We start from the raw sequence: 22,398 nt of genomic DNA on the forward strand, positions 1-22,398 counted from the left end.
AGATCGCCACCAAGTCATGCCCCTTGTTCATCTGGCCAAAGATATCCCGGGGGAGGCGCGGCTTGCCGCGACGGGGGCAGAGCCCCCCTAGCCCGCGTCCGTCTTGCCACGCCGGTCGGACCGCAGGCTGGCATAGAGAACATGCGTCCGCCATCGCCCGTTGATCTGTAGATAAGACTGCGCCACGCCTTCATATTTGAAGCCCGAGCTTTCCAGCAAACCGCGCGACGCCCGGTTTTCCGGCAGACACGCGGCTTCGATCCGGCTCAGATCCAGACGGGTAAAGGCGTGATGTACCATCGCGCCAATCGCTTCGCGCATGTATCCCTGACGGGCAAAGGATTCACCCGTCCAGTAACCCAGGGTTCCGGCCTGCGCAGGACCGCGCCGGATATTGTCCAGTGTGATCGCCCCGACCAACACATTGTCTTCACGGCGAAACAGGAACAGCGGGATTGCTGTGCCACTCGCGACCGAGCGCTGAGCCCAGTAGACCCGATTGGTAAAGGATTTGCGGCTCAGGTGATCCTTGGCCCAGATCGGCTCCCACGGGGTCAGATAATTTTTTGAGGCGCGACGCAACGCCGCCCAATCGTTGAAATCGGAATGTACAGGCGGACGCAAGCTAAGCCGCGCGGTCTCGAGTTTCAACTTGCGTCTGCCCAACAGCATCACGCTGCACGCCTCTCCTGCAAGTCCGCCAATGTCGGTGCGTCTGCGACCGGTCCGTAAAGCGCCAGCGCCGCCGGGGCCTGAACGGCCATGGTTTCGGCAAAGGCGCGCACGTCTTCGGTGCTGACCGCATCGATCTTGGCGACCGTGTCTTCCAGCGAGGGCACCCGTCCCCAGATCTGCACCAGCCGCGCCAGACGCTCGGCCCGATTCGACGGGCTTTCCAACCCCATCAGCATCCCGGCCTTCATCTGGGCGCGGGCACGGGCGACCTCTTCGGGGTTCATGTCCTCGGCGGCGCGCTTCATCTCATCGATGGTGATTGTCGCCAGTTCGGCCACCTGATTGGCCGAGGTCCCGGCATAGATCGTGGTTGTTCCGGTATCGGCATAGGCACCGGTCTGCGCGAAGATCGTGTAGCAAAGCCCACGTGTTTCGCGCACCTCCTGAAACAGGCGCGAGGACATGCCACCGCCCAATGCGGTCGAATAGATCTGCGCCGTATAGATCGCGTCATCGCGATAGCCTGGGCTTTCAAGCGCCAGGGCGAAATGTGCCTGTTCCAGCTCTTTTACCTGTCGGGCTTCGCCGCCGGTAAAGCGTGCGATCTCGGGGATCAGACCCTTGCGGGATTGCAGATGGCCAAACATCTCTTCGGCCAGTTTCATCAGCATATCGTGATCCACAGCACCTGCTGCGGACAGGATCATCTGTTCGGGGCCATAATGTTCGATCACAAAGCCCGACAGGTCTTCTCGCGAAAAGGCACTCACCCGCTCGGACGGGCCCAGGATCGTCCGGCCCAGAGGCTGGTCGTGATAGCTCTGCTCTTGCAGCCAGTCAAAGATCACATCGTCGGGCGTGTCATGGGCCTGACCGATTTCCTGAAGGATCACGCCCCGCTCGACCTCGATCTCGCGCGGATCGAAAACCGGGTTCAGAACGATGTCGCCGATGACATCCATCGCCAGCGCCACGTCGTCCTTCAGAACGCGTGCGTAATAGGCTGTCACCTCGCGCGAGGTATAGGCGTTGATATAGCCGCCCACATCCTCGATCGCCTCGGCAATTTGCAAGGCCGAACGGCGCTCGGTTCCCTTGAACGCCATATGTTCAAGGAAATGCGCGATGCCGTTCTGCTCGATCCGCTCATGCCGCCCACCGGCGGTTACCCAGATGCCGATGGCCGCAGATTGCAGCCCCGGCATATGTTCACTGACGATACGAAACCCGTTCTTCAGTTGGTCTTGTCTGACAGTCACTCAGCGATGTGCCTTTTTATATGATCCTCAAGGGCACCCAGATCATTGGCGATGCGGGTCACCCGTTCCGGACGTTCATACAGATCAGACATGCGGGAGGGAAGAGGCGGATGTTCGCCGCTCGCCTTCTCGACCGCGGCCGGGAATTTCGCCGGGTGCGCGGTGGCCAGCGTGATCATCGGAACGTCTGCCGCGCGGTGTTCTTCTGCGACCTTGATGCCCACGGCGGTGTGCGGGCAGACCAGTTCGGCGCTGTGCGCCAGCGTGGATTTGATCGTGGCCAGCGTTTCCTCTTCGGACACACGGCCCGAATCGAAATTCTCACGCAGCGCTTTCATCGCGCCCTGGCTGATATTGAAGCCACCCTGTTTCAGCTCATCCATCAATTGTGCGATGGCCCCGCCGTCTTCGCCATAGGCATAATAGAGCGCGCGTTCGAAATTCGAGCTGACCTGAATGTCCATCGACGGGCTGATCGAGGGGATGGTTTCGCCCTTGAAATACCCCTCACCCGAGAGGCAGCGATGCAGAATGTCGTTCTGGTTGGTCGCCACCACTAGGCGATCAATCGGCAGCCCCATTCGCTTGGCCAGATAGCCCGCGAAGATGTCGCCAAAGTTGCCGGTTGGCACCGTGAAGCTGACCTTGCGGTGCGGCGCACCAAGGCTGACGGCAGCCGAGAAGTAATAAACGATCTGCGCCAAGACGCGGGCAAAGTTGATCGAGTTCACACCCGCCAGTTTCACGCCGTCGCGGAAGTCGAAATCGTTGAACATGTCTTTCAGCGCAGCCTGACAATCGTCAAAATCACCATCAACGGCCAGAGCATGCACATTGCTGTCCGCAGGCGTGGTCATCTGGCGGCGCTGCACTTCGGACACGCGGCCATGCGGGAACAGGATGAACACATCCACCGCGTCCAGCCCGCGGAACGCCTCGATCGCGGCTGAACCGGTATCCCCGCTGGTCGCGCCGACGATGGTCACACGGTCACCACGGCGTTTCAGCGCCACCTGGAACAACTGGCCGATCAGCTGCATGGCAAAGTCCTTGAAGGCCAGTGTGGGGCCGTGGAACAGTTCCAGCAGGAAGTGGTTCTCGTTCAGCTGCTTCAATGGCGCGCGGGCATCGTGGCCGAAACCTTCATAAGCGCGGGCGATGATCGCCTTGAACTCAGCCTCGGCGAATGAGCCGCTGACATAGGGCCACATCACGCGGAATGCGATTTCTTCATAGGGTAATCCGGCCAGCGCCGAGATCTCGTCCTGCGACATCACCGGGATTTCGGCGGGCAGATACAGGCCACCGTCGCGGGCAAGTCCGGTCAACATCGCCTCTTCAAACGTCAATTCGGGCGCCTGCCCGCGGGTCGAGATATATTTCATGTCGCGTCACTTTCAGAATTGGCACGGCTGCGCCACAGGAAGTATCCGGTCATCGCGGCCCAGACCAGAGCCAGACCAAACCAGGTTATTGCATATTGCAGGTGATCGTTTGGTATGCCCGCCGTGTCCACCGGCAGCGGCGTCACATTCGGATCGGTTTGCGAACGGGCGATCAGCAGAACCGGTTCCGCGCCCAGTGCACCCGCAAGCGCGGGCACATCGCGGGCGAACCAGATGTTGGCGTCGAGATCAGGTGCGGGCGTGTAACTGTCGATTTCATCTGGCCAGTGCAGATTGCCGGTGATCTCCATCGGACCGGTCAGACGTTCGGTCTGCTTCGCAGTTGTCGGGACAAAACCCCGATCAACTAGAATAGTGCGATCTTCGGTGTTGAAAGCCTGAATGATCCGGTACCCCGCCCCCACCTGCTTGACAGAAACCAGAACATGGATTTCCCCCGGCACCATCTCTCCTTTGATTGCTACGGGCAGATATTTGTCTTCGTCTTCGAAAACTTGCTGGGGTAGAGAAACCGCTTCGGCAGAGATACGACTTTCGATATCGGCGAGTTGGCCTTCTTTCTCTGCCAAGCGATCCACCTGCCAAAAACCCAACCACAACAGCACGCCCAAACCAGCGAGGCCGAAGATCAGCAGGAACAGGATACGGCGCATGTCAGGACCAAACTTCTTTGCAGGAACCGGCGTCTTGTTAAGGGGCGCGCGGGCTGAATTGCAACCACGCAATTGTATGGGGCGCAATCTTGCGCCCCACATAGAGAAAAAGCCGCCCCTTGGGGCGGCTTTTGCAACTGATCAGCCTGACCGGCGTTACATCAGCGGAGCCTGGCCCCAGATGTAGACGGCAAAGAACAAGAACAGCCAGACCACGTCGACGAAGTGCCAGTACCAAGCGGCGGCCTCAAAACCGACGTGTTTTTCGGGGGTGAAGTCACCCTTAAGCGCGCGGATCAGGCAGACGGTCAGGAAGATTGTCCCGATGATCACATGTGCGCCGTGGAAACCCGTTGCCATGAAGAAGTTGGAATAGAACTGGTCGCCGCCGAATTCCCAGCCTTCATGCTTGAGCAGTTCGGCGTATTCATAGCCCTGAAGGAAGGTAAAGGCGATGCCCAGCACGATGCCAATGGCCAGACCATTGATCAGCGCCTTGCGGTCGTTGTCATGCACCAGCGCATGGTGCGCCCAGGTGATCGCACAGCCTGACAGTAACAGGACCAGAGTGTTGATCAGCGGCAGGTGGAACGGGTCAACCGCATGAATATCCGGCTGAATGTATTCGGTGCCAGCATAGTCGTACATCGGGTACATGCGATGTTTGAAGAACGACCAGAACCAGGCGAAGAAGAACATCACCTCGGACATGACAAACAGGATGAAGCCGTAACGCAGACCGATGCGGACAACAGGCGTGTGATCACCCTGACGGCTTTCCGCAACCACATCCGACCACCAGGCGAACATCGTGTAAAGCACAGCTGCCAGACCGGCCCAGAACATGAAGGGCGTGATGCCTTGCATCCAGAGAACGGCTCCGAACAGCATGACAAAGCCGCCGACGGCGCCGATCAGAGGCCAGATCGACGGGGCCAGAATGTGGTAATCGTGGTTTTTAGCGTGTGCCATCAGCGTCCCTCACCTACAGGCGTTAGTTCGTGTTTGTATCTGCCTGCGCATCGAGGGCGGCATAGCCCTCGGGCAGGTCAATTTCGTAGAATGTATACGACAGCGTGATCGTATGAACATACTTGGCTTCAAGATCCTCGACCATTTCCGGGTCGACGAAGAAAGTCACCGGCATCTCAACGCGTTCGCCGGGTTGCAGCACCTGCTCTTCAAAGCAGAAACAGGCAATCTTCTGGAAATACCCACCCGCAGAATAGGGCGCCACGTTGTAAGACGCCTGCCCGGCAATGGGGCGGTCGGTCGGATTAAAGGCCTCGTAAAACGCGAGACCGGTTTCGCCGATGCGCACATCCATCTCGCGCACGACCGGCTTGAATTCCCATTCCATATCCTTGGCCTTGGACGCGTCAAAGCGGATGGTAACGGTGCGATCCAGAATGGTATCGGGGGCGGTTTCGGCAACACCGGTGGTGCCGCCAAATCCGGTCACCCGGCAGAACCAGTTGTAGAACGGCACCGACGCCCAGGCCAGACTGCCCATCAGGACAACCACGCCAACGGTCTGGACAACCGTTTTCTGAGGACCGGACAACGCCATCAGTTCTGAACCTCTTGCGTCGCCCTGTTGAAATCAGTGCCCGAGACCTTGACGATGGTCAGGCCAAAGATGATCACGATAAAGGCGGCCAGCGTCAGGCCGACACCCAGATTGCGGCTGAACCGGCGCTGATGCAGCTCGTGGTCCTTGCGAAGGCTCATGACCATCCCCCCAGACCATAGGGTTTCAGCAGGGCTTCGGCCAGAACGGCACCGAAATGCAGGAACAGATACAGCAGCGACAGCTTGAAGAAACCGCGCTCGACCTTGAAGTTATCTGCCTCGGAATCATCCTCGGTCCGGCGCGAGATTTTCCACGCGCCCCGCAGGAACAGGATGTTCAGAACCAGTGCAACAGTCAGATAGATCGGGCCGCCAATACCCGAAAACGCAGTTCCAACGGCCAGCAGAGCCAGCAGAGCTGTATAGACCAGGATATGGATACGTGTCGCGCGGCGACCGTGGGTGACGGTCAGCATCGGCACGCCCGCGTCGTCATAGTCCGAGCGCATGAACAGGGCCAGCGCCCAGAAATGCGGCGGCGTCCACATGAAGGTCAGGGCAAACATCAGCCAAGGCTCGACCGACATCGATCCCGTGGCGGCCACCCAGCCAATCACCGGAGGGAACGCGCCAGCTGCGCCACCGATCACGATGTTCTGCGGCGTCGAACGCTTCAGCCACATCGTGTAGACGACCACATAGAAGAAGATGGTGAAGGCCAGAAACGCGCCTGCGAACCAGTTGGTCGCAAGGCCCAGCATGATCACCGACAGACCCGACAGAGCCAGACCAACGGCCAGCGCCTCGCCTTCCTCGACCTTGCCAGAAGGGATCGGGCGGGATTTGGTGCGCTTCATGACACGGTCGATATCCGCGTCCCACCACATGTTCAGCGCGCCTGATGCTCCGCCGCCGATAGCGATGAACAGGATGGCGCAAAAACCGACGAAGGGATGGACAGGAACAGGCGCCGCCAACAAACCGACCAATGCCGTGAACACGACCAGCGACATCACGCGCGGCTTCAGCAGGGCGAAGTAATCGCCAAAGCCGGCCTCGTCCGCCCGGGCGGTCACTGTGCTGGCATTGATGCTTGCGTCGGTCATTTCCGGTCCTTTTGGGGCGAAAACTGCGCGGATCGCCCGCGCAGTCTGAGTTTTGTGTCAGACGGGGTTCAACCCGCCCCTATCGCGCTCAGTTCGAGGCGACCTGATAGCTTTGCGGCAGGCCCGCGTATTCTTCGATCGCGCCCTGCAGCCATTCGTCATAGACTTCCTGGCTTACGACCTTGACGGTAATCGGCATATAGGCGTGGTCCTTGCCACACAGTTCCGAACACTGACCAAAATAGATGCCTTCCTTGTCGGCCTGAAACCACAGCTCGGCCAGACGTCCGGGCACACCGTCCTGCTTTACGCCAAAGGCCGGGATGGTCCACGAGTGGATCACGTCGGATGCAGTCACCTGCATCACGATGACCTTGCCGACCGGAACGACTACTGCGGTGTCCGTGGCCAGCAGCCATTCATCATCGCTGTAGCCTGCATCGATCAGCTTGGCGCGCATTGCGTCATCCAGAACAAACGGCGTTACATCCGCATCTGCGGGGCGTGCGCCCTCGTCCAGGGTCGCCGGATGGCCCAGCAGATAGCTGTCGAATGCGAAATCGTGATCAACATATTCGTAGGTCCAGTACCACTGGTTGCCGACGACTTTGATGGTGATGTCACCTTCCGGGATTTCCTGCTGTTTGAAAAGAACTGGCAACGAGAACGCGCCAATAAACACCAGAATCAAGATCGGACCCAGGGTCCAGGCGATTTCAACAGGGGTATAGTGCGAGAAACGTGCCGGGGTCGGATTTGCGCGCTGATTGTAGCGCACGATGCAATAGACCAGCAAAGCTGCAACCAGCAGACAGACCGCGGTGATGATCACAAGAATCATGCTGTCCAGCTTCTGGATTCCTGTGGCAAGGCTGGTGGCCGCGGGCTGAAAGCCCATGCCGCCGTCTACCGGCTTGCCAATAATCTCAAGCTCCTGAGCCATGGCGGGTAGGCTGGAGAGGGCTGTCATAAACCCTGAAAGCATCAAAGCATTCTTCATGTTCTGTCCTGATCGTTTGATCTTTGCGTCCCTGACGGAAAGGTGTGAATCGGTCGCACCTCTCCCGTTGTCTTTGGCCGCGTTAAAAACCATATTCCAGCGGGTAGATAAAGCAAAATGCTTGCGTCAAACAGACGCTATTTTTGATCTGGATCAAACCCGAAAGGTCGCTACCCATGCCTGAAGCCCCGTTTCGCCCCTTTGAGAGCGCCCTGCCGCAAGATGAAGCACTGGCCATATTGCGTTCGGCAACGGACGGGGCCGAGGATGGAGAGCTGTTTGTCGAGCGTCGGAAATCCGAATCTCTGGTGTTTGACGACGGGCGTCTGCGCACCGCGTCTTATGACGCATCCGAGGGGTTTGGCCTGCGCGCCGTTCAGGGCGAAGTGGCCGGGTACGCGCATTCGACTGATGTATCGATTGCCGCGCTGAAACGTGCTGCCGAGACCGCGCGACTGGCGGTTGGCGATGGAGGCGGAACGCTCGCCGAAGCCCCCCGGCCCACGAATACGCGCCTGTACACGGACGAAGACCCAATCGAATCTGCCGCCTTCCCGGTGAAAATCGAAACCCTGCGGGAGATTGACGCCTTTGCCCGCGACCTGGATCCGCGGGTGGTTCAGGTTAGCGCAATGATCGCAGCCGCCGTGCAGGAGGTGGAAATTCTGCGACCCGATGGTGTGATGGTGCGTGACGTGCGCCCCATGACGCGCGTGAATGTCTCGGTCATTGTTGAACAGGACGGGCGGCGCGAAAGCGGATCGGCCGGTGGCGGCGGGCGGGTTGGCCTGAGCGGGCTGATCGACCCGGCCGACTGGCAGGCCAAGGCGCGCGAAGCCCTGCGCATCGCGTTGGTCAATCTGGACGCGGTTCCCGCGCCTGCCGGCGTGATGGAGGTTGCACTTGGCCCCGGCTGGCCCGGTATTTTGCTGCACGAAGCCATCGGTCACGGGCTAGAGGGCGATTTCAACCGCAAGGGAAGCTCGGCCTTCGCCGGGCTGATGGGGCAACAGATTGCATCCAAGGGCGTGACCGTGGTGGATGACGGCACGATTGCCGACCGTCGCGGCTCGATCACTGTGGATGATGAGGGCACGCCCAGCTCACGCACCGTGCTGATCGAGGACGGCATCCTGACCGGCTACATGCAGGATCGGCAAAACGCCCGGCTGATGGGCTTTGCGCCCACGGGCAACGGGCGGCGGCAAAGCTATGCGCACAAGCCAATGCCCCGCATGACCAATACGATCATGTTGGGGGGCGACGCTGATCCGGCAGCTTTGGTGGCAGATATTAAAGACGGCATCTGGGCGGTTGGATTCGGAGGCGGCCAGGTCGACATCACCAACGGCAAGTTCGTTTTCTCGTGTACCGAGGCGTATCGGGTCGAAAACGGCAAGATCGGAGCGCCTGTCAAAGGGGCCACGCTGATCGGCGACGGGCCTTCGGCGTTGAAACGTATCCGCGGCCTTGGCTATGATATGGCTTTGGATCCGGGTATGGGCACCTGCGGCAAAGACGGTCAATGGGTGCCCGTGGGTGTGGGTCAACCGACAGTGCTGATGGACGGGCTGACTGTCGGCGGGTCGGCAGCCTGAGTCGGAAGAGAAGCGCAACGGCAGGCGCAGGGTTAACCATACGCCACTTTGATTCGACGGCATTCCAACCGACGCTATTGATTTGAGCGCCGGTTGGAAAATATTCTTTTATTTATTTTCAGATACTTAACCTGTGCATTCCCCGAGAAATACAGATAAATCGCTGCTAATTATCTGCGATTCAGAGGCTGTTAACCCCCTGTCCCGTAAACCAGTTCTGCAATCAGGCGGAGCAACGGATGACCGAAGAGCAGCTTTCTTCCAATCACCCCCCACTCCCACCCACCACGGAAGAGGACCGGTTTTCGTGGCTTCACCTGTTGCGCTCGCGCAAGGTCGGCCCGGCGACGTTTCGTCGGCTGCTGCGTGAACATGGCTCGGCGCAGAACGCGCTGGCCGCGCTGCCTGAAATGGCACGCGCCGCCGGAATAGAAGGGTATGAAACCTGCCCCCCCGGCGTGATCGAGGCGGAACTCAGGGCCGCAGAAGCCGCCAAAGCGCGGCTTTTGTGCCTTGGGTCCGCGGATTTCCCCGACGCATTGAACGACCTATCCGATGCCCCGCCTCTGCTTTGGGCCATCGGGGATGTGTCGCTGTTGCAGAAACCGGCGATTGCGATGGTGGGCGCGCGCAACTGTTCCTCGTTGGGCGCGCGGATGGCGCGTGGTCTGGCGCGCGCCTTGGGCGAAAAGGGACATGTGATTGTTTCGGGTCTGGCGCGCGGTATTGATACGGCGGCGCATATGGCGTCGCTGGACACCGGCACAGTTGCGGTCATGGCGGGTGGTGTTGATGTCATTTACCCGGCCGAGAACACGGAACTGGCGCATAATATTGCAACCAAGGGACTGCGGCTGTCGGAACAGCCAATGGGCGTGACACCTCAGGCAAGGCATTTTCCACGCCGCAACCGGATCATCTCGGGCCTGGCCCAAGCTGTTGTGGTGGTCGAGGCCGCCGCGAAATCCGGCAGCCTGATCACAGCGCGTGACGCCCTGGATCAGGGGCGCGAGGTTCTGGCCGTGCCCGGCCATCCGTTCGACGCCCGCGCTGCCGGGTGCAACCTTTTGATTCGGGACGGTGCGACGCTGGTCCGTTCGGCAGACGACGTTGTCGAAGCCCTGCCGCAGCAAGGCGATCTGGTCTTTGCAAATCCCGAGCTGCCGCCCGCCATGCAGCCACGGCCTGCCGTACTGGACTTGCAGGCGCAAATCCTTGAGCGGTTGGGACCTTCCCCTATCGCCGAAGACCAGTTGCTGCGCGATATTGCGGCCTCGGCCGGGGATCTGGGGCCAGCGCTGGTCGACCTTGAACTGGACGGACGAATCCAGCGACAGCCGGGCGGGCTGTTGTCTCTGGCAGGCTGATTTGGACGGAAAACAAGATTGCCCAATCGAACGCTCTGCCTGCTATCAGGTGCGGGTATCACGCTGAAATCACGTCGCTTTTCCGCCTGCCAAAGGAACGCATTGACAATCCCCGCTTGCCCCACACATTTTGCACCACCATAAAAGGCGCCAAATTCGTCGAGCGAGGTTTCCCCTTAAATGCCCGTAGTTGTTGTAGAATCTCCGGCCAAAGCAAAAACAATCAATAAATATCTCGGCCCTGACTACACCGTTCTGGCCTCTTACGGCCATGTGCGGGACCTGCCGCCAAAGGACGGATCGGTCGATCCGGACCATGGATTTTCCATGACATGGGAAGTGGGCAATGACAGCCGCAAACATGTAAAGGCCATCGCCGACGCGCTGAAAGAAGACAACGCGCTGATCCTCGCCACCGACCCTGATCGTGAGGGTGAGGCAATCAGCTGGCATTTGCAGGAAGCGCTGACCAAGCGCCGCTCGATCAAGAAAGACACACCGGTTAGCCGGGTGACCTTCAACGCCATCACCAAAGAAGCGGTGACCGAGGCGATGAAGAACCCGCGCGACGTCGATATGCCCCTGGTCGAAGCGTATCTGGCACGCCGCGCCTTGGACTACCTTGTTGGCTTCAACCTGTCACCGGTTCTGTGGCGCAAACTGCCCGGTGCAAAATCCGCAGGTCGGGTGCAATCGGTCTGTCTGCGTCTGATCGTCGAGCGCGAGATGGAGATCGAAGCGTTCAAGCCAATCGAGTATTGGTCGGTTCGGGCCCTGTTCGAGACACCGCGTGGTCAGACCTATGAGGCGCGGCTGGTCACGTTGGCAGGCAAGAAACTGGACAAGCACGATCTGGTCAACGCGACACAAGCTGAACTGGCGGTTCAGGCCGTCACCAGCCGCGCACTGCGTGTGACTTCGGTCGAAGCCAAGCCCGCCGCGCGCAATCCAAGCGCGCCGTTCATGACCTCGACCCTGCAACAGGAGGCCAGCCGCAAATTCGGCATGGGCGCGCGCCATGCAATGCAGGTTGCGCAGCGCCTCTACGAGGCCGGATACATTACCTATATGCGAACCGACGGGATCGACATGGCACCCGAGGCCGTGACGGCAACGCGCGACACCATCGCGGATCGGTACGGTGCAGAATATGTGCCGGACAGCCCGCGTATGTACAAGAACAAGGCCAAGAACGCGCAGGAAGCACACGAATGTATCCGCCCCACGGATATGACGCGCGATGCCAAGGCGCTGAAGGTCACGGATGAAGATCAGCGCAAGCTTTATGATCTGATCTGGAAACGGACCATTTCCTGCCAGATGGCAGCAGCACGATTGGAGCGCACAACGGTCGAGATTGGCAGTGACGACGGTCAGGTCGGCCTGCGTGCCACCGGTCAGGTAGTATTGTTCGACGGGTTCATGCGCGTCTATGAGGAAGGCCGCGATGATGTCGCCGATGATGACGAAAAGCGCCTGCCACAGATCATGCAAGGCGACCCCGCGCACTTTTCTAAAACTACGTTGCGTGATCAGTTTGCCAAGGCCACCAGCGAGTCGGACAAAGCCGCAATCATGGCCGATAACGAAGCCGTTCTGGCGTTGCAGCATCACACGCAACCGCCCCCGCGCTATACCGAGGCCACTTTGGTCAAGCGGATGGAGGAGTTGGGGATCGGACGTCCTTCGACCTATGCCTCAATCGTGACCACGATTCAGGACCGCGAATATGTGCGCAAAGACAAGAACCGGCTGATCCCCGAGGAAAAGGGCCGGATCGTCACCATCTTTCTGCTGAACTTTTTCCGTCAATACGTTGGATACGAGTTCACCGCGAATCTGGAAGAGCAACTGGATGACGTCAGCGCCGGTGATCGTGACTACAAGGATCTGCTGGGCAAGTTCTGGCGTGATTTCTCAGCAGCGATTGGTGAAACATCCGAACTGCGCATATCGGAAGTGCTGGACAAGCTGGACGAGGCATTGGCGCCACAGCTTTACCCCCCGCGTGAAGACGGGTCCGACCCGCGCATCTGCCCGAAATGCGGGTTGGGACAATTGCACCTGAAAACCTCACGCACCGGCGGGTTCGTGGGCTGCGGAAACTACCCGGAGTGCACTTATACGCGGCCTATCGCCGGTGAAGGCGCGGAAGGCGACGAACAATTGCTGGGCGAAGACGCCGGGGATGAGATCTGGCTGAAGTCCGGCCGATTTGGGCCGTATGTCCAGCGAGGCGAACCCACGCCCGAGAACAAGAAGCCTCCGCGCGCCTCGCTTCCACGCGGCTGGAGCAAGGATGACATGGATCTGGACAAGGCGCTGACGCTTCTGTCCCTGCCGCGCCAGATCGGTGAGCACCCCGAAGGCGGCATGATCACCTCGAACTTCGGGCGTTTTGGCCCCTATCTGATGCATCACTTGGCCGATGAAGCCAAGCCGGTCTATGCCAACCTCAAAGACCCAAACGATGTGTTCGAGATCGGTATGAACCGCGCCGTAGAGCTTTTGGCGGAAAAACGAGCCAATCCCGGTGGGCGCGGGCGCGCAGCGGCAAAAGCTTTGAAAGACCTGGGCGAGCATCCCGATGGCGGCGCGATGCAGGTTCTGGACGGACGGTACGGGCCATATGTGAAGTGGGAAAAGGTCAACGCGACCATCCCGAAAGACATCAAGCCCGAAGACGTGACGCAGGAAATGGCCATCGAACTGGTCAATGAGCGCGCATCCAAGAAGGGCACCAAGAAAAAGGCTGCACCCAAAAAGAAGGCTGCCGCCAAGAAGACAGCAAAGAAAGCGGCTGAATAAACCGGACTTTTGACCGGGACATGTCACCAAACACGCGGGCCGGTTTCTGAATAAAGGAACCGGCCCGCGTGTTTATGGACTGACGCGATACAGGATTGCGTTGTTCAGTAAAGGAGTTGAGACATGTTCAGAACCGCCATTCTTGTTGCGGCGATAAGCGTTGCGGCTGCCACGCAGGGCCATGCCGCGCATCACGTCAAGTCCGCCACAGCCGAAATCATCAACGCGCAAGGCGACGTCATTGGTCAGGCGAAGGCGACGCAAGGGCCCAATGGTGTTCTGCTGCACGTGCGCGTCACAGACCTGCCGCCGGGAAAACATGGGTTGCACCTGCACAGCCATGGTGTCTGCGAGGCCGGCGAAGGGTTCAAGACGGCCCAAGGCCATGTTGGCAAAGTTGAAGGCGCACATGGGCTGCTGAACCCTGAAGGCCCCGAGCCCGGCGATCTGCCCAATCTATATGTGGGACAGGATGGCGTGGGCGAGATGGAGGCCTTTACAAACCTTGTTTCGCTTGAAGGTGATGGAGATGTATTGCTGGATGGGGACGGATCAACTTTCATCATCCACGAAGCTGGCGACGATCACATGAGCCAGCCCATTGGCGGTGCAGGTGGGCGCATCGCCTGCGGGATCCTGATCGCCGACTGACACTATTGTCAGCTGAACTACCGTAGAAATACCTGAACCTTCTGGTTTCATTGACTTCCCCATGACGTGGCGGCAAAACCTGCCCATCACCATGTCATTGGGGGAGTTTTCCATGAAGAAAGTCTATGCCAATGCCGCCGAGGCACTCGATGGGGTGCTGACGGATGGCATGCTGATTGCCGCGGGCGGGTTTGGCCTGTGCGGCATTCCCGAACTGTTGCTTGCTGCCATCCGGGATTCGGGCGTCAAGGACCTGAGTTTTGCGTCGAATAACGCCGGTGTGGACGACTTCGGTATCGGCATCCTGTTGCAGACCAAGCAGGTCAAAAAGATGATCAGCTCGTATGTCGGCGAAAACGCCGAATTCATGCGTCAGTATCTGAGCGGCGAGCTGGAACTGGAATTCAACCCGCAAGGAACACTGGCCGAACGGATGCGCGCCGGTGGTGCCGGTATTCCCGGTTTCTACACCAAGACGGGCGTCGGCACCGTGATTGCGGAAGGCAAGGAGCACAAGGATTTCAACGGCGAGACCTATATCCTTGAGGAAGGCATTTTTGCCGATCTGGCTATCGTCAAGGCCTGGAAGGCTGACGACACCGGCAATCTGGTATTCCGCAAGACTGCCCGCAACTTTAACGTGCCCGCTGCCACCTGCGGCAAGATCTGCGTGGCCGAAGTGGAAGAGATTGTTCCGCGCGGCTCACTGGACCCGGACAAAATCCACCTGCCCGGCATCTATGTGCATCGCATCATTCAGGGCGATCACGAAAAGCGCATCGAACAGCGCACCACCCGCAAGAAGGAGGATGCATAATGCCCTGGGACCGCAATCAGATGGCCGCACGCGCGGCAGAGGAACTGGAAGACGGCATGTATGTGAACCTCGGCATCGGGATTCCGACGCTGGTGGCGAACTATGTGGGCGACAAGGACATCACTCTGCAATCCGAAAACGGAATGCTGGGTATGGGCCCTTTCCCGTATGAGGGCGAAGAAGACCCGGACCTGATCAACGCGGGCAAACAAACGATCACCGAACTGTCCCGCACTGCCTATTTCGACAGCGCCACATCCTTTGCGATGATCCGGGGCGGCAAAATCGCTGCTGCGATTCTGGGAGCCATGGAAGTGGATGAGAAAGGTGACCTGGCAAACTGGATGATCCCCGGCAAGCTGGTGAAAGGCATGGGCGGCGCCATGGACCTGGTTGCAGGCGTTGGGCGCGTGATCGTGGTTATGGACCACACCAACAAGCACGGTGAAAGCAAGGTCCTGAAGGAATGCACTCTGCCACTGACAGGCAAGGGTGTCGTGGATCGCATCATCACCAATCTGGGCGTTCTGGACGTGGTCGAGGGCGGATTGAGAATCGTCGAACTGGCAGAGGGTGTCAGTGAAGACGAAATGCGCGCTGCGACCGAAGCGACAATCGTCGGCTGAACAAAATAAAAGGCCCGCCGGATCTAGGCGGGCCTTTTTCAATTTGAGGTCTGGAACACGCACCCATCTGAAATCAGATCCGGCGGTGTCGCGCACAAAGCCCGCGCGATCTGGAAAGCGGCCAGAACCTTGGGGACATAGTCTCGGGTTTCGGCATAAGGCGGCACGCCGCTGTGTTTACGTACAGCCCCCTCACCCGCGTTGTAACCGGCCAGAACCAGAATCGGATCATTCCCGAACTCTTCCATCAGCCAGTTGAGGTATTTCACGCCCCCGGCGATGTTCTGCGAGGGTTGCAGACTGTCCTTAACACCAAAGCGGGCAGCTGTGGCGGGCATCAACTGCATAAGCCCCTGTGCACCGGCCGAACTGACGGCATCCGCGCGACCGGCTGATTCAACCGAAATGACAGCCAGCACCAGCGCTGGCGACACATTGGTTCCCACGGTTGACCGCAAAATCTCGATCCCGCGTTCTTTTGCTATGTTTTGCAGCGATTGCAGCCGGGGTGATCTTACATTCGTCGCCGCCAGCGCGTTAATCGCAGCATCAAGCCGCCCGGCCCCACCTTCATCGATATGCGGTGAAATGCGGTCCCAGAATGCCTTGTACGACCCTTTCGGGTCAGGCGCGGCACCGATTCCCGGCACTGTGGGCTGAACCACTTTGGTTCTTGCTATGATTTCTGGAACCACCAGCTCCACCCCTGTGCTGGGGGCTGAGGGCTTGGCCGCGTGTTCCTCGGGTGTGATCTGAATGGTCACGCGAGGACGCTCACCCGGCTTGGGGGCCTTGATCCGCTTGTAAACTCCGCGCGGCTCAACCTCGGTCGCTGACCCGGGTGCGACACCAGATAGTAGAAACGCCAGTACACCGGCGCATTGAAGTGCGTTCCGGAGAGTCATGTGCCTGCCTCATGTATTCTTTTTACGCGATTTGAACCGCGAATCTTCGCCCAAGGCCAGAAAAACAAAGCGAATTGGGGCAATTTCGCCTCATTTGGCGTATATTTGCACCGCTGCGGAGCACTTCGCACCAATCGAAGAAATTTTTTTCCTTTTATTTGCAAAGGTTTACGCATTTAGTGACTAAAAAGTTAAGCCGCGCGAAAAAAAATCTGTGTTTGGCCCAATTCCTGCCACGCACAACAGGCAAACATTAATCCATACCGAGACGGACATGAGCGGACTGAGAGAGAAAGCTCTGAAGAACGCCGAGGTTTGTTAAACTCTTTTTGATCCTTTAGGAGGGACGTAACATGATCAAGTTCATCAAGAACTTCCGCAAAGACGAAGACGGCGCAGTAACAGTTGACTGGGTTGTTCTGACCGCAGCAGTCATCGGCCTGGCAGCCGTTGCATACCAGCAGATCTCGGCTGGCGCGACCGGCCTGGCAACAGACGTGAACCAGGCCCTGAACGGCGCATCGCTGAGCACCGGCAGCAACACCGCAACCGGCGGTATCACAACTGCAGGCAGCAACAGCGGCAGCTAAGCTTCTGCTTGAGCAAGATTTTAAAGCCGCGCCATTCAGGCGCGGCTTTTTTCGTTCAGAGGTCTTTCAATATCTCTAAGAATAGAGTTTGACGGTCCTACCCCGCACGCCACGCCGCGAGCGCCACCGAATTGATCACGCCCAATTTGCAGGTCTTTGCGCACAAAAGAGCCCGTGAAAAAGTTTGGAATCTTGGATATTTCCAGCGAAATCAACTTTTGGCCTGATTTCCGCCATCCGAACGAACCACTATTAGGCGACGTTACGGGAAACACTGAATTGTCGTATTGGAGATAAGTAGATGCTAAAGTTCCTTAATCGGTTCAAATCGGACGAAGCAGGAGCGGTGACCGTTGACTGGGTGGTTTTGACCGCAGTGCTCATCGGACTGTCAAGCGCGACCTACCTTGTCATCAGATCAAGTGTTGATGGTATCGGCGGTAACATCAACCAAGCCATGAGTTCCTCTGTTGTCAGTACCGGCTCGAACACCGCTCCCGGTGGCCTTGTAACAGCGGGAACCAACTGACCCGCAGCGAGTTTTCACATTCACCAGCTTTCCTGAGCTTGTTGGTGAACGTGTCGGCAAATAAACGCGGCGACCTTTTGGGGCGCGGCGTTTGTTTCGTTGTTCTTCGTCTGGCCTGCCGCAGGGAGATGACAGCAGTTGTTTTGCGGAATTGTGCGAAAGCTGACGCAGAATCTAACAAGCAGACATTTTTGTCCCACATTTCGACACAATTTACATTTAACACTTGGGCTGTTTCAAAGTGGCCCTTTGGCCGCTTAGTATCCGACTAAATAAGAAAGAGGTGCATGTATGCGAGCGGTATTCGGACTTGTCCTGATTGTCGGCGTTGCTCTGGCTGGGGGCGCCGTTTACATGGCGCGCAACTATATTGCGGCTTATCAAAGCGAACTGGCACGGCAGAAACAAGCGGCAGAAGAAGCGCTGGCCAATGCCAAAGTCGATGTCATCCCGACGGTAACTGTTTACGTTTCAAATCGTCCTCTGAAATACGGTGAACGCCTGACGCAGGAAGACGTACGCGCTGTAGACTGGCCGGAAAACGCGATTCCCGAAGGTACGTTCTCTGATCTCACTGCCTTGTTTCCCGAAAGTGGCGCCAATGAGCGTTATATTCTGAGGACCATGGAAAAAGACGAGGCGATTATGGAGGTCAAGATCACACGGCCAGGCGAATCGGCCGGGCTGACCTCTCGTCTTGAAAAAGGTATGCGCGCCTTTGCGATCAGCGTGGACGTGGCCTCTGGTGTTTCAGGCTTCTTGCGCCCCGGCGACAATGTCGACATCTACTGGACCGGGTCAAGCGGGACGGTAGAAGGGAATTCTGGCGGCATCACCAAACTGATCGAAACCAACGTTCAGCTGATCGCCGTCGACCAGACCGCTGGTTCGGACGTCGCAAGCGCAACGATTGCACGCACAGTCACGGTCGCAGCCACGCCGGAACAGGTCGCAGCACTCGCGCAGGCCCAGAACACCGGGCGGCTGTCGCTGGCCCTTGTTGGGGTGCAGGATGACTCTGTTGCGTCGGCAATCGAGGTGGATCAGCGCAAACTGCTTGGAATAACGGCAGCCGCTCCGGAACCGAAGGAAGAGGTTGAACAGGTCTGCACGACGCGCATCAGACGCGGTGGAGAGATTGTCAACGTGCCTATACCCTGTACAAATTGACGCCAATTCAGAGTGTTACAAGATCGGAGCCGCATCTCAGATGCGGCTCTTTTCTTGTTGTTGTTGCCAATTCTCCACATAAGGAAAATTCCAGAAACCATTGATTATTGCAATAAATTCGGATTTCGCGCAGTCTCTTAGCACATAGGGCATAAGACCCAAAAAACGAGGCGTGATCGGAGAGGCAGGTCACATGACAATACGTTCCTGGATCAGCGCAACCCTGCTGGGGTTGTCGCTTGTTATGAGCCCGGTCGGCGATGCCGCTTGGGCTGAAACCCTTCGCGTGGTGAAAAAGGGCACAGTGGAAACGCTGGAAGTTCCGATGAATCGCGCGATTGTTGTGGAAAGCGAACAACCGTTTGCAGAGCTCAGCATTGCCAACGCAGGCATTGCGGATATCTCTTCGCTTTCGGATCGCACAATCTATGTTTTGGGCAAGGCCCCTGGCCTGACCACGCTAACACTGTTTGATGGCGCAGGAAATCTGCTTGCCAACGTACGTGTCCGGGTCTCGCCCGATGTAACCGAATTTAAAGAGCGTCTGCGTCAGATTCTGCCAAGTGAGCAGATTGAAGTGCGCACCGCCAATGATGGCATCGTACTGTCCGGCACGGTTTCAAGCGCCGCCAAACTGGCCCGCGCACTTGAATTGGCTGAACGCTACGCGCCCGAACGTGTATCGAACCTGATGTCTGTAGGTGGCGTGCAGCAAGTGATGCTGAAAGTACGCTTTGCCGAGATGAATCGCTCAGTCGCAAAAGAGCTTTCTTCAACACTTTCAGTTGCGGGCACTGATTTTGTCGGTGGCTTCAATCCGCAGAACCTTGTTCCCCCTGTCACCGTGCAAAATGGTACGTTGTTGTTTGGCTTCGGGGTCGGATCAGCTCAGGTCAACTTGCTGCTGCAAGCCCTCGAGTCGAAGGGCCTTGTTCGCAACCTTGCCGAACCAAACCTTTCGGCCCTGTCCGGACAGGAAGCAACGTTCCTGGCTGGCGGTGAGGTTCCGATTCCGGTGCCGCAAGACGACGGTGTCGTGGCAATCGAGTACAAACCCTTCGGTGTGAATATGAACTTCATCCCGCGGGTTGTGGACGGCGACCTGATCAATCTGGAAATGGGCACCTCGGTTTCGAGCATCGACACCAGCACGAACTTCACGATCAATGGAGACACCGTTCCCAGCTTTATCGTGCGGGAAGCCAAGACCACTATAGAGTTGCGCGACGGGGAAAGCTTTGCCATCGCAGGGCTGCTTCAGGACAACTTTGTTGACCAGGTCAACCAAGTGCCGTGGCTGGGAGATGTCCCGGTTCTGGGCGCCTTGTTCCGCAGCGCTGACTATCAGCGCGAACAAAGTGAACTTGTCATCATCATAACGGCGCATCTGGTGACGCCGACGCGTGGCGAGGCGCTAGCCCTTCCCACCGATCGTGTCAAACCACCCAGCGAATTTGACCTGTTCGCGAATGGTCGGGTTGCTCGCACACAGCGTCCCGGAGCCGGCGGAGCATCCGAAGTTGCCAAACAGAATTTTGGCAGCTCGTACGGCTACGTCCTAGATTGATCAGGAGGATAGGACCAATGCAGAAGTGGATCATCACACTGGGTCTTACGGTCGCCGTTGCCGCATGTACGCGCGAGGTCGGATATGAGATCGATGCCGGAACCTTTGGAAACGCGACATTGAACAATATCCAGGTTCAAAACGGCGAGTTGACCTATGCTCAGATTCTTGGGCGCAGATTTGCCGCGGATGTGCCCAGCCAAGTGAACTTTGCCTTCAACAGTTCGCAACTGGACGCATCAGCGCAAAGCATACTGTTGCAGCAGGCTGACTGGATCAAACAGTTCCCCGAAGCCAGGTTCCGGGTTTACGGACACACAGATGCTGTAGGATCAACCAGTTACAACAAGAGCCTTGGTCTACGCCGCGCACAGGCAGTAGTCGCATTCCTTGAACGGCAAGGAATCTCGCGTTCACGTCTTGAAGCCGTTGTATCCTTTGGAAAAACGCAGCCGTTGATCGCGACACCGAATCGGGATCGCCGCAACCGCCGGACGGTAACGGAAGTTTCTGGCTTTGTTGACCGTCACCCGCAGCTGCTGGACGGCAAATACGCCAACATCATCTATCGCGAATACGTTGAAAGTGCGACGTGGAAGAGCGTGATCGAAGATGTATCAACAACAGATACGGCCAACTAGTGCCGCTGGCATTGGTGGATAATACAAGCAGAATGGGCGACATCGTCGCCCATTTCCCTACAATTGGTTCTTTTGCGCCCAATTCTTGCCCAACTTCAAAGCAACATTGTGAAAAATAGGGTGACCTGCGGCCAAATTTGACCGTATTGGGGCGACAGCACATCAATCTGGCGGAATTCGTTCATATGACATGCTGAGCCCTCACGACGAGGATAGTGTTTATGACCAGCGCAACGCCGCAAGACGAAAATTCTGCAATCCTGGCCTGCACCATAAGCCGGGATGTCCAGAATTTCGACCTTCTGATTGAAGACATGGAAACCATTCTGGGCGAGCGCTGGGGCGACCTGGGCTTTGCCGAAGCGCTGGCCTTTTTCAGCCAGCCAGAAGCCGAAGCACTTGAATTCGTTGCATTGGCAATCGACGGGGAAGATGAAGACAACCTGTCATTGATGGGTGAAATCATCACGCGGGCCAAGGAAAAGAAGATCAAGGTCGTCTTGATCGCAGAGGACGTCACACCTGCTTCGCTCCACCAATTGCTGCGCAAGGGTGCGGACGAGTTTGTCCCCTACCCGCTTCCGGAAGGTGAATTGCAGGAAGCGGTAGAACGCATGAAGCAGCCCGATCCGGTTGTCATGGCGCAAGCCGCAGCTGTTCCATTGGCAAGTGGCGAATCAAAGGAAGGCGCGTTGTTCGTCGTTCAGGGACTTGCTGGTGGCGTGGGATCCACGACTTTGGCGGTAAACCTGGCCTGGGAACTGGCCTGTGCCTCGGACAAGGATGCCCCGTCTGTCTGTCTGATCGATTTGGATCTGCAATACGGCACGGTTTCAACCTATCTGGACCTGGCACGCCGCGAGACGGTGTTCGAAATGCTGTCGGATACGGATTCGATGGACAGCGAGGTTTTCTCACAAGCTCTTCAAACTTATGAAGAAAAACTGCAGGTCCTGACTGCACCATCCGACATGGTGCCATTGGACCTGATTACCCCCGAAGACATCCAGCGCGTGATTGACGTGGCGCGCACGCATTTCGACTATGTGGTTGTGGATATGCCCAAAACGCTGGTCTTGTGGTCGGAAACGGTCTTGCAGGCGGCGCATGTATATTTTGCAATGATCGAGCTTGATATGCGCTCGGCTCAGAACGCCCTGCGCCTCAAGCGCGCGTTGCAGGCCGAAGAACTGCCCTTCAACAAGCTGCGCTTTGCGCTGAACCGGGCCCCAAAATTCACCGACCTGAATGGAAAAAGCCGCGTGAAACGTATGGGGGAAAGCCTTGGCATCTCTATTGATCTGCTGCTGCCTGATGGGGGCAAACCTGTCATGCAAAGTGGCGACCATGGTTTGCCGCTGGCCAATTCAGCCGCCAAGAACCCGCTTCGCCGGGAAATCGCGAAGCTCGCCAAATCACTTCACAGCCTTGGCAGCAGCAGCGCTGAAGCTGCGTAAC

22 protein-coding genes are annotated in these 22,398 nt (G+C 57.8%); 12 read left to right on the forward strand and 10 right to left on the reverse strand.

Annotation, left to right across the window (positions count from 1 at the left end):
• Positions 1–87 precede the first annotated feature (87 nt).
• The 9 genes from ACR0EK_RS14165 to coxB form a co-directional block, all read right to left on the reverse strand.
• Positions 88–672, reverse strand: a complete 585-nt coding sequence (locus tag ACR0EK_RS14165) for a GNAT family N-acetyltransferase (protein ID WP_267363063.1) — start codon at positions 670–672, stop codon at positions 88–90.
• The gene (locus ACR0EK_RS14170) at positions 672–1,934 is read right to left on the reverse strand and encodes a M16 family metallopeptidase (protein ID WP_480967881.1); all 1,263 of its coding nucleotides are present in this window, start codon (positions 1,932–1,934) and stop codon (positions 672–674) included. Before ACR0EK_RS14170 ends, ACR0EK_RS14165 begins: the two co-directional genes overlap by 1 nt.
• Positions 1,931–3,319 (reverse strand): threonine synthase, encoded by a 1,389-nt coding sequence (gene thrC / locus ACR0EK_RS14175; protein ID WP_480900299.1) that lies wholly within the window; start codon positions 3,317–3,319, stop codon positions 1,931–1,933. Before thrC ends, ACR0EK_RS14170 begins: the two co-directional genes overlap by 4 nt.
• Entirely contained in the window at positions 3,316–3,993 is a 678-nt protein-coding gene (locus ACR0EK_RS14180; protein WP_480539568.1) for an SURF1 family protein, read from the reverse strand. Before ACR0EK_RS14180 ends, thrC begins: the two co-directional genes overlap by 4 nt.
• A 156-nt stretch (positions 3,994–4,149) precedes the next feature.
• Positions 4,150–4,965, reverse strand: a complete 816-nt coding sequence (locus ACR0EK_RS14185) for a cytochrome c oxidase subunit 3 (RefSeq protein ID WP_209505605.1) — start codon at positions 4,963–4,965, stop codon at positions 4,150–4,152.
• Between the two features lie 22 nt (positions 4,966–4,987).
• A complete protein-coding gene (locus tag ACR0EK_RS14190; protein ID WP_480586161.1) occupies positions 4,988–5,563 on the reverse strand; it encodes a cytochrome c oxidase assembly protein in 576 nt (191 codons plus the stop codon).
• Positions 5,563–5,724 carry a hypothetical protein gene (locus ACR0EK_RS14195; protein ID WP_267363054.1) on the reverse strand — a complete coding sequence of 54 codons (162 nt, stop codon included), beginning with the start codon at positions 5,722–5,724 and terminating at the stop codon, positions 5,563–5,565. Before ACR0EK_RS14195 ends, ACR0EK_RS14190 begins: the two co-directional genes overlap by 1 nt.
• Positions 5,721–6,671 (reverse strand): heme o synthase, encoded by a 951-nt coding sequence (cyoE, locus tag ACR0EK_RS14200; protein WP_480967882.1) that lies wholly within the window; start codon positions 6,669–6,671, stop codon positions 5,721–5,723. Before cyoE ends, ACR0EK_RS14195 begins: the two co-directional genes overlap by 4 nt.
• A gap of 88 nt (positions 6,672–6,759) precedes the next feature.
• The gene (gene coxB, locus ACR0EK_RS14205) at positions 6,760–7,671 is read right to left on the reverse strand and encodes a cytochrome c oxidase subunit II (protein WP_480473697.1); all 912 of its coding nucleotides are present in this window, start codon (positions 7,669–7,671) and stop codon (positions 6,760–6,762) included.
• A gap of 176 nt (positions 7,672–7,847) precedes the next feature.
• On the opposite strand from coxB, the gene tldD reads away from it, so the two are divergent.
• From tldD to ACR0EK_RS14235, 6 genes are all read left to right on the forward strand, one after another.
• Entirely contained in the window at positions 7,848–9,269 is a 1,422-nt protein-coding gene (gene tldD, locus ACR0EK_RS14210) for a metalloprotease TldD (protein WP_480967883.1), read from the forward strand.
• A gap of 239 nt (positions 9,270–9,508) precedes the next feature.
• Complete coding sequence (gene dprA, locus ACR0EK_RS14215) at positions 9,509–10,636, forward strand: DNA-processing protein DprA (RefSeq protein ID WP_480967884.1); 1,128 nt, start codon at positions 9,509–9,511, stop codon at positions 10,634–10,636.
• Positions 10,637–10,816: 180 nt separating this feature from the next.
• Positions 10,817–13,444, forward strand: coding sequence for a type I DNA topoisomerase (gene topA / locus ACR0EK_RS14220; RefSeq protein WP_480900304.1), 2,628 nt, complete (start codon positions 10,817–10,819; stop codon positions 13,442–13,444).
• Between the two features lie 123 nt (positions 13,445–13,567).
• On the forward strand, positions 13,568–14,095 hold the full coding sequence (locus tag ACR0EK_RS14225) for a superoxide dismutase family protein (RefSeq protein ID WP_480539575.1): 528 nt from the start codon (positions 13,568–13,570) through the stop codon (positions 14,093–14,095).
• A gap of 112 nt (positions 14,096–14,207) precedes the next feature.
• Positions 14,208–14,912, forward strand: a complete 705-nt coding sequence (locus tag ACR0EK_RS14230; RefSeq protein ID WP_209505579.1) for a CoA transferase subunit A — start codon at positions 14,208–14,210, stop codon at positions 14,910–14,912.
• Positions 14,912–15,538, forward strand: a complete 627-nt coding sequence (locus ACR0EK_RS14235; RefSeq protein WP_209505577.1) for a CoA transferase subunit B — start codon at positions 14,912–14,914, stop codon at positions 15,536–15,538. Before ACR0EK_RS14230 ends, ACR0EK_RS14235 begins: the two co-directional genes overlap by 1 nt.
• A gap of 38 nt (positions 15,539–15,576) precedes the next feature.
• Here the strand turns inward: ACR0EK_RS14235 and ACR0EK_RS14240 are convergent, their stop codons facing one another.
• Positions 15,577–16,443 (reverse strand): lytic transglycosylase domain-containing protein, encoded by an 867-nt coding sequence (locus ACR0EK_RS14240; RefSeq protein WP_480488501.1) that lies wholly within the window; start codon positions 16,441–16,443, stop codon positions 15,577–15,579.
• Positions 16,444–16,796: 353 nt separating this feature from the next.
• On the opposite strand from ACR0EK_RS14240, the gene ACR0EK_RS14245 reads away from it, so the two are divergent.
• From ACR0EK_RS14245 to ACR0EK_RS14270, 6 genes are all read left to right on the forward strand, one after another.
• A complete protein-coding gene (locus ACR0EK_RS14245; RefSeq protein WP_480484372.1) occupies positions 16,797–17,033 on the forward strand; it encodes a Flp family type IVb pilin in 237 nt (78 codons plus the stop codon).
• A gap of 301 nt (positions 17,034–17,334) precedes the next feature.
• Complete coding sequence (locus ACR0EK_RS14250; protein ID WP_480484371.1) at positions 17,335–17,562, forward strand: hypothetical protein; 228 nt, start codon at positions 17,335–17,337, stop codon at positions 17,560–17,562.
• A 291-nt stretch (positions 17,563–17,853) separates the two neighbouring features.
• Positions 17,854–18,732 carry a Flp pilus assembly protein CpaB gene (gene cpaB, locus ACR0EK_RS14255; protein WP_480484370.1) on the forward strand — a complete coding sequence of 293 codons (879 nt, stop codon included), beginning with the start codon at positions 17,854–17,856 and terminating at the stop codon, positions 18,730–18,732.
• 193 nt (positions 18,733–18,925) lie between these two features.
• The gene (locus ACR0EK_RS14260; RefSeq protein ID WP_480773931.1) at positions 18,926–20,299 is read left to right on the forward strand and encodes a type II and III secretion system protein family protein; all 1,374 of its coding nucleotides are present in this window, start codon (positions 18,926–18,928) and stop codon (positions 20,297–20,299) included.
• A 17-nt stretch (positions 20,300–20,316) separates the two neighbouring features.
• The gene (locus tag ACR0EK_RS14265; protein ID WP_480484368.1) at positions 20,317–20,940 is read left to right on the forward strand and encodes an OmpA family protein; all 624 of its coding nucleotides are present in this window, start codon (positions 20,317–20,319) and stop codon (positions 20,938–20,940) included.
• 221 nt (positions 20,941–21,161) lie between these two features.
• Positions 21,162–22,397 carry a CpaE/TadZ family protein gene (locus ACR0EK_RS14270; protein ID WP_480773932.1) on the forward strand — a complete coding sequence of 412 codons (1,236 nt, stop codon included), beginning with the start codon at positions 21,162–21,164 and terminating at the stop codon, positions 22,395–22,397.
• Position 22,398: the final 1 nt, after the last annotated feature.

Source organism: Ruegeria sp. AE4 (assembly GCF_056542185.1).